General features: G+C 67.3%; 9 protein-coding genes. 4 read left to right on the forward strand and 5 right to left on the reverse strand.

Annotation, left to right across the window (positions count from 1 at the left end):
* Positions 1-29 precede the first annotated feature (29 nt).
* Positions 30-4,358 carry a DEAD/DEAH box helicase gene (locus JFY56_RS04320; protein ID WP_208312226.1) on the reverse strand — a complete coding sequence of 1,443 codons (4,329 nt, stop codon included), beginning with the start codon at positions 4,356-4,358 and terminating at the stop codon, positions 30-32.
* Between the two features lie 222 nt (positions 4,359-4,580).
* Positions 4,581-6,140: a sigma-54-dependent transcriptional regulator gene (locus tag JFY56_RS04325; protein WP_208312227.1), complete on the reverse strand. Its 1,560-nt coding sequence runs from the start codon at positions 6,138-6,140 to the stop codon at positions 4,581-4,583.
* Positions 6,141-6,401: 261 nt separating this feature from the next.
* Between JFY56_RS04325 and phhA the strand changes: the two genes are divergently transcribed.
* From phhA to JFY56_RS04340, 3 genes are all read left to right on the forward strand, one after another.
* Positions 6,402-7,190 carry a phenylalanine 4-monooxygenase gene (gene phhA / locus JFY56_RS04330; protein WP_208312228.1) on the forward strand — a complete coding sequence of 263 codons (789 nt, stop codon included), beginning with the start codon at positions 6,402-6,404 and terminating at the stop codon, positions 7,188-7,190.
* Positions 7,191-7,305: 115 nt separating this feature from the next.
* Entirely contained in the window at positions 7,306-7,662 is a 357-nt protein-coding gene (locus JFY56_RS04335) for a 4a-hydroxytetrahydrobiopterin dehydratase (RefSeq protein WP_208312229.1), read from the forward strand.
* Complete coding sequence (locus JFY56_RS04340) at positions 7,659-8,855, forward strand: amino acid aminotransferase (RefSeq protein ID WP_208312230.1); 1,197 nt, start codon at positions 7,659-7,661, stop codon at positions 8,853-8,855. The genes JFY56_RS04335 and JFY56_RS04340 overlap by 4 nt, the downstream gene beginning before the upstream one ends.
* A gap of 95 nt (positions 8,856-8,950) precedes the next feature.
* Here JFY56_RS04340 and arfB read toward each other — a convergent pair whose 3' ends face one another.
* A complete protein-coding gene (gene arfB / locus JFY56_RS04345) occupies positions 8,951-9,364 on the reverse strand; it encodes an alternative ribosome rescue aminoacyl-tRNA hydrolase ArfB (RefSeq protein ID WP_208312231.1) in 414 nt (137 codons plus the stop codon).
* A gap of 280 nt (positions 9,365-9,644) precedes the next feature.
* On the opposite strand from arfB, the gene JFY56_RS04350 reads away from it, so the two are divergent.
* On the forward strand, positions 9,645-10,559 hold the full coding sequence (locus JFY56_RS04350; RefSeq protein WP_208312232.1) for a nucleoside-binding protein: 915 nt from the start codon (positions 9,645-9,647) through the stop codon (positions 10,557-10,559).
* A 135-nt stretch (positions 10,560-10,694) separates the two neighbouring features.
* Here JFY56_RS04350 and JFY56_RS04355 read toward each other — a convergent pair whose 3' ends face one another.
* Positions 10,695-11,069, reverse strand: coding sequence for an MliC family protein (locus JFY56_RS04355; RefSeq protein WP_208312233.1), 375 nt, complete (start codon positions 11,067-11,069; stop codon positions 10,695-10,697).
* Between the two features lie 73 nt (positions 11,070-11,142).
* On the reverse strand, positions 11,143-12,552 hold the full coding sequence (locus JFY56_RS04360) for an amino acid permease (protein WP_208312234.1): 1,410 nt from the start codon (positions 12,550-12,552) through the stop codon (positions 11,143-11,145).
* Positions 12,553-12,634: the final 82 nt, after the last annotated feature.

A 12,634-nucleotide genomic window follows, 5' to 3' on the forward strand; every position in this document is an offset into this window, starting at 1 on the left:
GAGGGAAAACAGGCAACCCCCACCCTCCCTCACCGCCGAATCAACATCTCCCTCGCCATCCTCTCCTCTTCCGCCGCCAACTCCGCAAACAGCACCGGCTTACCCGCAATCAACGCCCCCAGCGGCACCCCATCGCGATACAGCACCCGATTGCCCACCACCGCCGGCACCTTCGTTCCCGGCAGCAGCGTGCCGGTCAGGTTCAGCGGGTCGACCGCCGACACCACCAGCCATGCGCCATCGCGCTCGCGCCTGCGCACCTCGCGCAGCAATCCGACCGCCTCGGGCAGGGCGAACTGTTCGCCGGTCAGGCCGGCGATGAAGCGGCCGCCGCGAATCTCGCCGCGCGCTTCCAGACGGTGATAGACCCGCAGCAGATCGCGCCACGGCGGCAGCCAGTCGGCTTCGCGGTCGAGCAGGCGCCAGCAGACCACGCCGTAGCGGCGCAGCAGGGTCATGGCGACGTGTTCCAGCACATCCGCCGGCAGCTTCTGCGCCGCCGATTCGGGACGCACCCGACGCAATAACGCCCAGCGCCCGGCGTCGGCCATGCCGAACAGCTGCGTGCGGGCGCGGCGGTCGTGGCGGCTGCGTTTGGCCGCCGGCATCAGCAGCGCGCGCAGGCCGGCGAAGCTGTCGCAGTTCACCCGGCCGACCGCCACCAGTTCACCGAGCACGGTTTCCAGCTCGGTGCGCAGCAGGTGCGTTTCCCCGGCCAGTTCGTCGAAGAACAGCGCGCCCTGCTCCTTGAGGGTTTCCAGCACCTTGCCGGCCTTGGCCGACAGTTCCGGCTCCGCCGCATCGGCGCACAGCGCACTCCACTGCGCCAGCTCGCGTCGTGGCAGCAGCACGATGGGCGTGCTGCGCAAGGGGCCGCCGCGACCGCGACTGGCCATCGAGCGCGACGGCAGACGCGCCCACACCAGCCGGCCGGCGCGGCACAGGTCGTCCAGCCAGTTGATCCCGTAGTCCGCCACGCGCAGGGGCAGGATGTCGCTCTCCCAGGCGCCGGCGGCGGCCTGGAAACCTTCCAGCTGGCTGAGCACGCCGGCCAGCGCTTCCGCCCCGCGCACCCGCGAATCCTGCGAGGCGCGCTGCCAGTCGAAGAGGAAGCGCATGAAATCGGCGCGCTCCACCGGTTCGATCTCACGGCGCAGGCGCTTCACCGTGTAGCGGTGGATGCGTGCCAGCAGGTGGCGCTCGCACCATTCCTCTTCCCCCGCGCCCGGAGTAAAGCGGCCGCGCAGCACGTAGCCTTCGCGCTCCAGGCTGGCCAGGGCGAAGGCGATATCCGGCTCGCTGACGGCGAGATCGCCCGCCAGCAATGCCTGGGTGCGCGGGCCGAAGCCGGTCAGGCGCGCGCGGACGATTTCCACCAGCGCGTCTTCCGCCGTCCAGCTTTCGCGCAGCTCTGCTGGCAGCAACAATGCGGGGTTCGGCTGCGCCTGCGGATGGATGGCAAGCAACTGGTTCAGGCGCTCGGCAGCCACCCAGAGAACGCCCGAAGGATGCTCCAGGCGCGTGGCGCGGCCGGTCTTGAGCAGTTTCGCCAGCAGGTCCGGCCAGCCGGGATTGGCCTGCGCTTCGGCGGCGGTTAGGCAGCCGAGGCCGCTCAGTGCCTCGTGCATCTCGTCCGCATTGCGCGCTTCCGGCCAGGCTTCGGCGCGCACCGCGGCGATGGCATCGGCATCCAGCGCGCCGAGGTCGTCGGCGGATTCCGGATCGCTCCAGCGGCGGCTCTGCACGGCCTGGGTGCGGCGCTCCTCCAGCGGCGCGTCGTCAAGGAAGGCGTAGGGATTGGCGGTCAGCACTTCCGCCGCCAGCGCGGAGGGCGCCGGCAGGTCGCGGGCGACCAGGCGCACCTTGCCGGCCTCCATGCGCCGCAGCAGGGCCAGCCAGCCTTCGCTGTCCATCGCCTCGTGCAGGCAGTCGTCGAGGGTCTGCGCGACCAGCGGGTGATCGGGAATCTGCCGCTCGCCGACGATGTTCTCCAGGCACGCCACCTGATCCGGGAAGACCCGCGCCAGCAGGTCCTCGCTACGCATGCGCTGCAGTTGCGGCGCCACCTTGCGCCCGCCGCTGTAGCGCGGCAGGGCCAGCGACGTGGTGGCGTTCCAGCGCCAGCGCACGCCGAACAGCGGCGCGTCGAGCAGCGCCTGGACCAGCACATGCTCGGCGCTGCCGGAGTGCAGGTAGCGCCACACCTCGTCGAGCGGGAAGCTGTGGCTGGTGGAGAGCGAGAGGATGATGGCGTTCTCGGTGGCCGCCGCCTGCAGCTCGAAATTGAAGTTGCGGCAGAAGCGCTTGCGCAGCGCCAGTCCCCAGGCGCGGTTGATCCGGCTGCCGAACGGCGCGTGGATGACCAGTTGCATGCCGCCGGATTCGTCGAAGAAACGCTCCAGCGCCAGGCAGTGCTGCGACGGCAGCACGCCGAGGGCGGCACGCGCGCGGGCCAGGTATTCGGCGATCTGCAGGGCCGCTTCGTCGCCGAGGCCGAGTTCGCCGGTCAGCCAGTCCAGCGCCGGGCGCAGCGGCTGATCGCTGCCGGCGCCCTGCTCCAGCAACTGGTCGAGCTTTTCCCGCAGACGCGACACGCTGGCGGACAGCTCGTCGCTGCGCCCCGGCGCCTCGCCCAGCCAGAACGGGATGTTCGGCGGCTGGCCCTGGGCATCCTCGACCCGCACCCGGCCCGGCTCGATGCGCAGGATGCGGTAGGAGATATTGCCGAGCTGGAACACGTCGCCGGCCAGGCTTTCCACGGCGAAGTCCTCGTTCACCGTGCCGACCATCAACCCCTGCGGCTCCAGCAGCACGGAATAGTCGCCGGCATCGGGAATGGTCCCGCCGGAGGTCACGGCGGTCAGCCGGGCGCCACGCCGGCCGCGCACCTCGCCGTTCACCACGTCGCGATGCAGGTAGGCGCCGCGCTGGCCGGTGCGGCTGGTGTAGCCCTCGGCGAGCATGCGCAGCAGGTTGTCGAACGTGACGCGGGAAAGGTCGGCATACGGCTGCGCGCGGGTCAGCAGGTGGAACAGTTCGTCTTCCTTCCATTCGCGACAGGCCACTTCGGCGACGATCTGCTGGGCCAGCACATCCAGCGGCGCATGGGGGATCGTCAGGGCGTCCAGCTCGCCCCGGCGCACGCTGTCGAGCAGCGCCGTACATTCGATCAGGTCGTCCCGCGAGGTCGGGAACAGCCGCCCTTTCGGCGTGCCGCCGACGCTGTGGCCGGAGCGTCCGACCCGCTGCAGGAAGGCGGCGATGGAGCGCGGCGAGCCGATCTGGCAGACCAGCTCGACGTCGCCGATATCGATGCCCAGTTCCAGCGAAGCGGTGGCCACCAGCACCCGCAGGCGGCCGGCCTTGAGGCGCTGCTCGGCGTCCAGGCGCAGCTCCTTGGACAGGCTGCCGTGGTGCGCCGCCACCTGTTCGCTGCCGAGGCGCTCGGCCAGATGGCGGGTGATGCGTTCGGCCAGCCGCCGCGTATTGACGAACACCAGCGTGGTGCGGTGCTCGCCGGCCAGCGCGGCGAGGCGGTCGTAGACGGCGTCCCAGACTTCGTGGGACATCACCGCCTCCAGCGGCGCGGGCGGCACTTCGATGGCCAGGTCGCGGGCGCGGCTGTAGCCGATATCGACGATGCGGCAGGCCTCCAGGCGGGGATGGCGGGTGCCGACCAGGAAGTGCGCCACCGCCTCGATGGGCTTTTGCGTGGCGGACAGGCCGATGCGCACCAGCGGCGCCGCGCACAGTGCCTGCAGGCGCTCCAGCGACAGGGTCAGGTGGCTGCCGCGCTTGCTGCCGGCCAGCGCGTGGATCTCGTCGACGATCACGCTGCGCGCGCCGGCCAGCATCGCCCGCCCGGACTCCGAGCCGAGCAGCACGTAGAGCGATTCCGGCGTGGTGACGAGGATGTGCGGCGGCCTGCGGCGCATCGACTCGCGCTCGCCCTGGGTGGTGTCGCCGGTGCGCACCGCGGTGCGGATATCCACCCGCGGCAGGCCCGATTTTTCGAGCTCATCGCGGATGCCGGCGAGCGGTTCTTCGAGGTTGATGCGGATGTCGTTGGACAGCGCCTTCAGCGGCGAGACGTAGACCACCGCGGTGCGGTCCGGCAGCTCGCCGCCATGGTCCAGCCCCTCGCGCACCAGTTCGTCGATGGCGGCGAGGAAGGCGGTGAGCGTCTTGCCCGAACCGGTGGGCGCGGCGACCAGCGTCGAGCGGCCATCACGGATCGACGGCCAGGCCAGCTCCTGGGCGCGGGTCGGCGCGGCGAAGTGGCGGCGGAACCAGGTGGCGACTGCGGGGTGGAAGTCCTGCAATACGCTGGCGGCGGGGGATGCGATGGGATCGTTCATGACATCCACTATGGTGGCGGCCCGGTTGGGTCACAAGGCAGGTCGTCGAATCCGTGGTTGGCTCGGCTCGTAGGGCGGGTGCAACCCGCCATTTTGGCCGTTGGCATATTGGCGGGTTGCACCCGCCCTACGATCGCTGACATTGCGGCTTCCCTCACCCCAGCCCTCTCCCTCCGGGAGAGGGCTGGGGTGAGGGCACACCCAACGCAGGTGTATCCCGCCCTACGATTCGTCCTGACCGATCCCGTGGTGCCGCAATTTGTTGGCGATGGTCGTATGCGACACGCCGAGCCGCTTGCCCAACTGCCGGCTGCTTGGGTGTTCGCGGTAGAGGCGTTCCAGCACGGCCTTTTCGAAGCGGCCGACGATGGCGTCGAGGCCGCCTTCCAGGGAGAAGTCGCCCAGTGGGTGCGGCGCGCCGTAGTCCGGCAGGCGGATGTGTTCCGGCTTGATAGTGCCACCCTCGCACAGGGAAACCGCCTGGAACAGCACGTTCTCCAGCTGCCGCACGTTGCCCGGCCAGTGGTAGCGGCCGAGGCGGTCCAGGGCCTGTGGCGCCAGTTTCGGCAGCGGGCAGCCGATCAGCCGGCTGGCCTGGTCGAGGAAGTGTTCGACCAGCGGTTCCAGGCCATCCAGGCATTCGCGCAGCGGCGGGATGTGCAGCGACAGCACGTTCAGCCGGTGGTAGAGGTCCTGGCGGAATTCGCCCTTGGCGCAGAGTTCGGAGAGATCCTGCTGGGTCGCGCAGATCACCCGCACGTCGAGGTAGACCTCCTCGTCGCTGCCGACCCGGCGGAAGCAGCCGTCCTGCAGGAAGCGCAGCAGCTTGGCCTGCAGGCGCGGGCTCATCTCGCCGACGCCATCGAGGAACAGCGTGCCGCCGGCGGTGAGTTCCAGCAGGCCGAGCTTGCCTTCCGGGCGCGCGCCTTCGAAGGCGCCGGGGCCGTAGCCGAACAGTTCGGTCTCGGCCATGGATTCCGGCAGGCCGGCGCAGTTCAGCGCCATGAACGGCGACTGCCCGCGCGGGCTGGCCATGTGGCAGGCGCGGGCGAGCAGCTCCTTGCCGGTGCCGGTTTCGCCCTCGATCAGCAGCGGCGCATCCAGCGGCGCCATGCGGCGCGCCTCGCGGACCACCGCGGCCATCACCCGCGAGCTCTGGAAGATGCTGTCGAAGCCGCGCAGTTCCAGGCGCCGCACGTTATAGATGCGCTCGCCGACCCGATCCGCGCGGTGCAGGGTGAGCACGGCGCCGGCCAGCGCCTCGTTCTCGTCGTTCTCCGACTGCAGCGGCGCAATGTCGGCGAGGAACACGTCGCCCTTCACCTTCACCCGCAGGCCGTTGAGCCGCGCCTTGTTGGCCCGGACCAGTTCCGGCAGGTCGAGGTCTTCCACGTAGCGCGACAGCGGAATGCCCGGCACCTCGTCGACACGCACGCCGAGCAGTTGGGCGGCGGCGCGGTTGGCGGCGACGATCTGCCCGGCCATGTCGATGGACAGCACCGGGAAGTCCAGCGCGGCGAGCAATGCGTTGAGTTCGAGATGGCGGCGTTCGCTGGGCATCAGGCCGACGCGCTTGACGCCGAACACGCCGGGGATCGCTTCCAGCTTGGGCCGCAGCGACTGGAACTGCAGGTTGATCAGGTTCGGGCAGAGCAGGTAGATGGCGTTGCCCTGCTCGCCGCCGACCTCGCCGCGATTGACGTTGATGCCGTATTCGACCAGCAGGTTGAGGATGTCGCGAAGGATGCCGACGCGGTTCTGGCAGTGCACCTTGATGCGCATGGAAGCAGCCCGGATTTGTCGTTCTAGAGGGCTTCCGGGGCCAGTTTTTCGCACGCAGCCCGGAAATTTCCGTCAAGAATATGTGACATCTCGACGCATCATCAAGCTCATCGACTGAGGACTTTCGCCATTTCGTAAAATTTTCTTTACGAAATGACCGCTCCGGACCGCCTGTCGGCACTCTCGCCCCTGCTGCACGGGGGCATCGGCCGCGCTATTCATAGGTCATCACAACAACAAAGCCTCGCAGCCGGAGGACCCATGAAAGCAACGCAGTACGTGGCCCGCAAACCAGACGAGCACGGTTTCATCGACTACCCGGAAGCCGAGCACCAGGTCTGGAACACCCTGATCACCCGACAGATGAAAGTGATCGAGGGCCGCGCCTGTCAGGAATACTTCGACGGCATCGAGCAGCTCGCCCTGCCCCACGACCGCATCCCGCAGCTGGACGAGATCAACAAGGTGCTGCAGGCCACCACCGGCTGGAGCGTCGCCCGGGTGCCGGCGCTGATCCCCTTCCAGACCTTCTTCGAGCTGCTGGCCAGCCAGCAATTCCCGGTCGCCACCTTCATCCGCACCCCGGAAGAACTGGACTACCTGCAGGAACCGGACATCTTCCACGAGATCTTCGGCCACTGCCCGCTGCTGACCAACCCATGGTTCGCCGAGTTCACCCACACCTACGGCAAGCTCGGCCTCAAGGCGACCAGGGAAGAACGCGTCTACCTCGCCCGCCTGTACTGGATGACCATCGAATTCGGCCTGGTGGAAACCTCCCAGGGCAAGCGCATCTACGGCGGCGGCATCCTTTCCTCGCCGAAGGAAACCGTCTACTGCCTCTCCGGCGAGCCCGAGCACCAGCCGTTCGATCCGCTGGAAGCCATGCGCACGCCGTACCGCATCGACATCCTGCAGCCGCTGTACTTCGTCCTGCCGGACCTCAAGCGCCTGTTCGACCTGGCCCACGAGGACATCATGGCGCTGGTGCACCAGGGCATGCAGCTTGGCCTGCACGCACCGAAATTCCCGCCGAAACAGGCTGCCTGAACACACAACCGTAGGTTGGCGCTGAGCTTGCGAAGCCCAACGAATCCGACTGTTGGGCTTCACTGCGTTCAGCACCAACCTACGCTATGTCTACGCATTCGATAAGGAGAACCCCATGACCGCCCTCACCCAAGCCCATTGCGAAGCCTGCCGCGCCGATGCACCGAAGGTTTCCGACGAAGAACTGGCCGTGCTGATCAAGCAGATCCCGGACTGGAACATCGAGGTCCGCGACGGCCACATGGAGCTGGAAAAGGTCTTCCTGTTCAAGAACTTCAAGCACGCCCTGGCGTTCACCAACGCGGTCGGCGAGATTGCCGAGGCGGAAGGCCACCACCCGGGCCTGCTGACCGAGTGGGGCAAGGTCACCGTGACCTGGTGGAGCCACTCGATCAAGGGCCTGCACCGCAACGACTTCATCATGGCCGCCCGCACCGACGAGGTGGCGAAGACCGCCGAGGGCCGCAAATGAACCATTTCGCCCAGGTCGCCCGGATACCCGGCGACCCCATCCTCGGCCTGCTCGACGCCTTCCGCGCCGACCCGAACCCGACCAAGCTGGACCTCGGCGTCGGCGTCTACAAGGACGCCCAGGGCCTGACGCCGATCCCGCGCGCGGTGAAGCTCGCCGAACGCCATCTGGTCGAGCACGAGATCACCAAGAGCTACGTCGGCGGCCACGGCGATGCGCTGTTCGCCGCACGCCTGTGCGAACTGGTGCTGGGCAGCGACTCGCGGCTGCTCGCCAGCCAGCGCGCCGACGCCACCCAGACACCCGGCGGCACCGGCGCCCTGCGCCTGGCGGCGGACTTCATCGCCCGCTGCCTGCCGGGCCGTGGAGTGTGGCTGAGCGACCCGACCTGGCCGATCCACGAAACCATCTTCGCCACCGCCGGGCTGAAGGTTTCCCACTACCCCTACGTCGGCGCCGACAACCATCTGGACGTCGACGGCATGCTCGCCGCCCTGGAGCAGGTGCCCCGTGGCGACGTGGTGCTGCTGCACGCCTGCTGCCACAACCCGACCGGCTTCGACCTCGCCTACAACGACTGGCAGCGGGTGCTGGACGTGGTCAAGCGGCGCGCCCTGCTGCCGCTGATCGACTTCGCCTACCAGGGCTTCGGCGACGGACTGGAAGAGGACGCGCGCGCCGTGCGCCTGTTCGCCGAAAGCCTGCCGGAACTGCTGATCACCAGTTCCTGCTCGAAGAACTTCGGCCTCTACCGCGACCGCGTCGGTGCGCTGATCGTCTGCGCGGCGAATGCCGGCGAGCTCACCGACGTGCGCAGCCAACTGGCCTACCTGGCGCGCAACCTGTGGTCCACCCCGCCCGCCCACGGCGCCGAGGTGGTCGCCACCATCCTTGGCGACCGCGAGCTGAAGGGCATCTGGCTGGAGGAACTGGACACCATGCGCTCCCGCATCGCCAGCCTGCGCCAGGGCCTGGTGGAAGCTCTGCGCCCGCATGGACTGGCCGAGCGCTTCGCGCACATCGCCATCCAGCGCGGCATGTTCTCCTACACCGGGCTGACACCGGACCAGGTGCGCCGCCTGCGCGAGGAGCACAGCGTGTACATGGTCGGCAGCGGCCGCGCCAACGTCGCCGGAATCGACGCCAGCCGGCTGGACATCCTTGCAGCAGCCATCGCCAAGGTATGCGCCTGAGCTGAACGAAACCGGCCTGCGGGCCGGTTTCCCGCTCTTCCCCGGCGTGCCATTGCGGACGCCTGCGGACTGGCGGGTTGCACCCGCCCTACCTGCTAGAAATCCACCTTCCCCCGCCCCGCCTTGATCGCCCCACGCTTGCTCTTGCCGTCCAGGCGGCGGGTTTTCGAGCCGAGCGTTGGCTTGGTCGGCCGGCGCGCCTTCTGCACCTTGCCCACGCTGCGGATCAGCTCGGCCAGGCGGTTCAGCGCGTCCTCGCGGTTCTGCTCCTGGGTGCGGTACTGCTGCGCCTTGATGACGATCACCCCATCGCTGGTGATGCGCTGGTCGCGCAGCGCCAGCAGGCGTTCCTTGTAGAACTCCGGCAAGGACGAGGCACGGATGTCGAAGCGCAGGTGCACCGCGCTGGACACCTTGTTGACGTTCTGCCCGCCCGCGCCCTGCGCACGAATGGCGGTCAGCTCGATTTCGTCATCGGCGATCTGCACGGTGTTGGAGATGGTCAGCATGGGTGGCCGGTCCAGGAAGAGGTTCCTCAGCATACCCCAGTAGGGCGGGTGCAACCCGCCAGCACGGACATGGCGGGTTGCGCCCGCCCTACGAGTCAAAACCCTGTAACCATCGGCCTCATTGCCTGAATCTGACTTTGCAGTCAAAATTGTATACGTAAATGTGTACAATTTTTTCTTGCACGGTATCCAATAAATCGCTAGAACATGCACCAAGTGACGCGCCCAGCTAACGCCCAGGGCGACGCGGCCCCATAACAACAAAAACACGAGGTGAACGATGTTCCGTCCGGTTTCCTTTGCCCTGTCCGCGAACGCCATTTCCCGCAGCGAGCCAATACACCGCCGCCCAGGCAAGACCCTGGCGCTATGCGCCGCCCTGCTCGGCGCCCAGTCCGGCACGGCCTTTGCGGAGGACGGCAAGTTCTTCGAGTGGACCAGCAACAGCCTCGGCTTCCGCTACGGCGAGCACTTCACCAACCCGAACAATCCGCATGACATCAGCAAGCGCATCTACAGCTTCACCCACGCCGACGGCTACCGGTACGGCAGCAATTTCTTCAACCTCGACGTGTTCCTCTCCGACAGCAACGACCCGCGCAAGGGCACCGACCACGGCGGCAGCGAGGTCTATGCGGTGTATCGCAACCAGCTGTTCGCCTCGCGGGTGTTCGACGTGCCGCAGGGCAAGGGGCTGGTCAAGGACCATGCGCTGACCTTCGGCTTCGACGCCAGCCGCAACAACAACCTCGCCTCGGCGAAGAAGCGCGCGCTGGTGATCGGCCCGACCCTGAAATTCAACGGGGCCGCCGTGCTCGACTTCAGCGTTCTCTACTACCGCGAGAAGAACCACTCGGGCATCCCGGGCGCGCGCCACCCGGACCACACCTTCGACGGCACCTACATGTTCAACCTGACCTGGCTGAAGCCGTTCCAGGTCGGCGACCACGCGGCGAAGTTCCAGGGCTTCGTCAACCACATCGGGGAGAAAGGCGAGGACTACTTCGACAAGGACACCGCGCCGGAAACGCTGATGCGCACGTCGCTGATGTTCGCCACCTTCCCGGGGGCGAAGACCAGGCCCAACCTGTGGCTCGGCGTGGGTTACGAGTACTGGCACAACAAGTTCGGCGTGGACGGCGGCCGCGGCAGCCGCACCTCGACGCCGACGGTGAATGTGGAGTTCACCTTTTAAGGGATTGGCCAGAGGTGGCGGGTTGCACCCGCCCTACCCGGTTAGTGCTCGTAGGTTGGGCTGAGGTACGAAGCCCAACATTGCGGTGGCCGGATGTTGGGCTTCGCTCCGCTCAGCGCCAACCTACGAAAAGGCTCACTTCTCCTTGCAAACCACCCCGTTCACCGGCTCGCCGCCCATCCATTCCTTGTACAGGGTCGCTTCCGGGCCCTTGCTCCACCAGATGTACTGGCCGGCCGCATAGCGGGCGCCGGAGCCGGAGATGACGTTGGCGAACACCAGCGTCGAGCTGTCGCTGACCGGCACCACGGCCAGGCGGTTGTCGCCCTTGTTCAGGTACTGCACGGCAATGCTGCGGCCGTCGTCGCACTTGTATTCGACGCTGCGCGAATCGAGCTCGGCATCGCCGGGCAGGACCAGTGCGTCCGCCGCTGCGGACTTGGGGTCATCTCCACCGCAGGCAACCAGAAGCACGGGAACGACTGCCAGCAACCAGATCGGCTTCTTCATTTATATCCCTCCAATGAAATCGGCCCGGTCACTCTAGGAGCGGCCGGGCCGACGGGTCAAACGCGATGCCGGATCATTCCGCCAGCGCCACCGCCGGGCGCGTGGCCGGTGCGCGCTTCAGGCGGTAGCAGGCGAACATCACCAGCAGCCACACCGGAATGGCGTAAACCGAAACCTGGATGCCGGGAGTCAGCAGCATCACGCCGAGGATGAACAGCACGAAGCCCAGGCACAGGTAGTTGCCCATCGGATACCACAGTGCGCGGAAGCCGGTGCGCGCGCCGCGACGGTCCATCTGCGCGCGGAATTTCAGGTGCGCCAGGCTGATCATCGCCCAGTTGATCACCAGCGCCGCCACCACCAGCGACATCAGCAGTTCCAGCGCGCGGCCCGGCATCAGGTAGTTCACCAGCACGGCAAGGAAGGTCACCGCCGCCGACACCATCAGCGAACGCACCGGTACGCCGCGCGCATCGACCTTCGCCAGCGACTTCGGCGCATCGCCCTGTTCGGCCAGGCCGACCAGCATGCGGCCGTTGCAGTAGGTGCCGCTGTTGTAGACCGACAGCGCGGCGGTCAGCACCACGAAGTTGAGGACGTGGGCGGCGGTGTCGCTGCCGATCATCGAGAAGATCTGCACGAACGGGCTGCCGCTGTAGGAGTCGCCGGAGGCGTTGAGGGTCTGCAGCAGGCTGTCCCACGGGCTCAGCGAGAGCAACACGACCAGCGCGCCGATATAGAAGATCAGGATGCGGTAGAGCACCTGGTTGATCGCCTTGGGGATCACGGTCTTCGGCTGGTCGGCCTCGGCGGCGGTGAAGCCGAGCATTTCCAGGCCGCCGAAGGAGAACATGATGATCGCCATGGCCATCACCAGGCCGCTGATGCCGTTGGGGAAGAAGCCGCCGTGGCTCCACAGGTTGCTCACGCTGGCCTGCTCGCCGCCGTTGCCGCTGACCAGCAGCCAGCTGCCGAGGGCGATCATGCCGACGATGGCCACCACCTTGATGATGGCGAACCAGAACTCCGTCTCGCCGAAGGCCTTCACGTTGAACAGGTTGATCGCGTTGACCACCACGAAGAACGCCGCCGCCGTGGCCCAGGTCGGCACGTCCGGCCACCAGTAGTGGATGTACTTGCCGACTGCAGTCAGTTCCGACATGCCCACCAGGATGTACAGCACCCAGCAGTTCCAGCCGGAGAGGAAGCCGGCGAAGCCGCCCCAGTACTTGTGCGCGAAGTGGCTGAAGGAACCGGCCACCGGCTCCTCGACGATCATCTCGCCGAGCTGGCGCATGATCAGGAAGGCGATGAAGCCGGCGATGGCGTAGCCGAGGATCATCGACGGGCCGGCCGACTTGATCACCCCGGCGGAGCCGAGGAACAGGCCGGTGCCGATGGCGCCGCCGAGGGCGATCAGCTGGATGTGGCGATTCTTCAGGCCGCGCTGGAGCTGGCCTGCGTGCTGGGTATCACGCGTCATTACGTCACCTTTTGTTTTTATCGTGACGGGGTCGGACCCTCCGGGCTTGTGGCCTGGAGGCATGGCAAGGCGTTGTCAGGCG

It is taken from the genome of Pseudomonas schmalbachii, assembly GCF_017589465.1.
GTDB lineage: Bacteria > Pseudomonadota > Gammaproteobacteria > Pseudomonadales > Pseudomonadaceae > Pseudomonas > Pseudomonas schmalbachii.

Coding starts and splice junctions, on each gene's coding strand:
- JFY56_RS04360 (WP_208312234.1), bottom strand. CDS start 12,552: ATGACGCGTGATACCCAGCACGCAGGCCAGCTCCAGCGCGGCCTGAAG.
- JFY56_RS04335 (WP_208312229.1), top strand. CDS start 7,306: ATGACCGCCCTCACCCAAGCCCATTGCGAAGCCTGCCGCGCCGATGCA.
- JFY56_RS04325 (WP_208312227.1), bottom strand. CDS start 6,140: ATGCGCATCAAGGTGCACTGCCAGAACCGCGTCGGCATCCTTCGCGAC.
- JFY56_RS04355 (WP_208312233.1), bottom strand. CDS start 11,069: ATGAAGAAGCCGATCTGGTTGCTGGCAGTCGTTCCCGTGCTTCTGGTT.
- JFY56_RS04340 (WP_208312230.1), top strand. CDS start 7,659: ATGAACCATTTCGCCCAGGTCGCCCGGATACCCGGCGACCCCATCCTC.
- arfB (WP_208312231.1), bottom strand. CDS start 9,364: ATGCTGACCATCTCCAACACCGTGCAGATCGCCGATGACGAAATCGAG.
- JFY56_RS04350 (WP_208312232.1), top strand. CDS start 9,645: ATGTTCCGTCCGGTTTCCTTTGCCCTGTCCGCGAACGCCATTTCCCGC.
- JFY56_RS04320 (WP_208312226.1), bottom strand. CDS start 4,358: ATGAACGATCCCATCGCATCCCCCGCCGCCAGCGTATTGCAGGACTTC.
- phhA (WP_208312228.1), top strand. CDS start 6,402: ATGAAAGCAACGCAGTACGTGGCCCGCAAACCAGACGAGCACGGTTTC.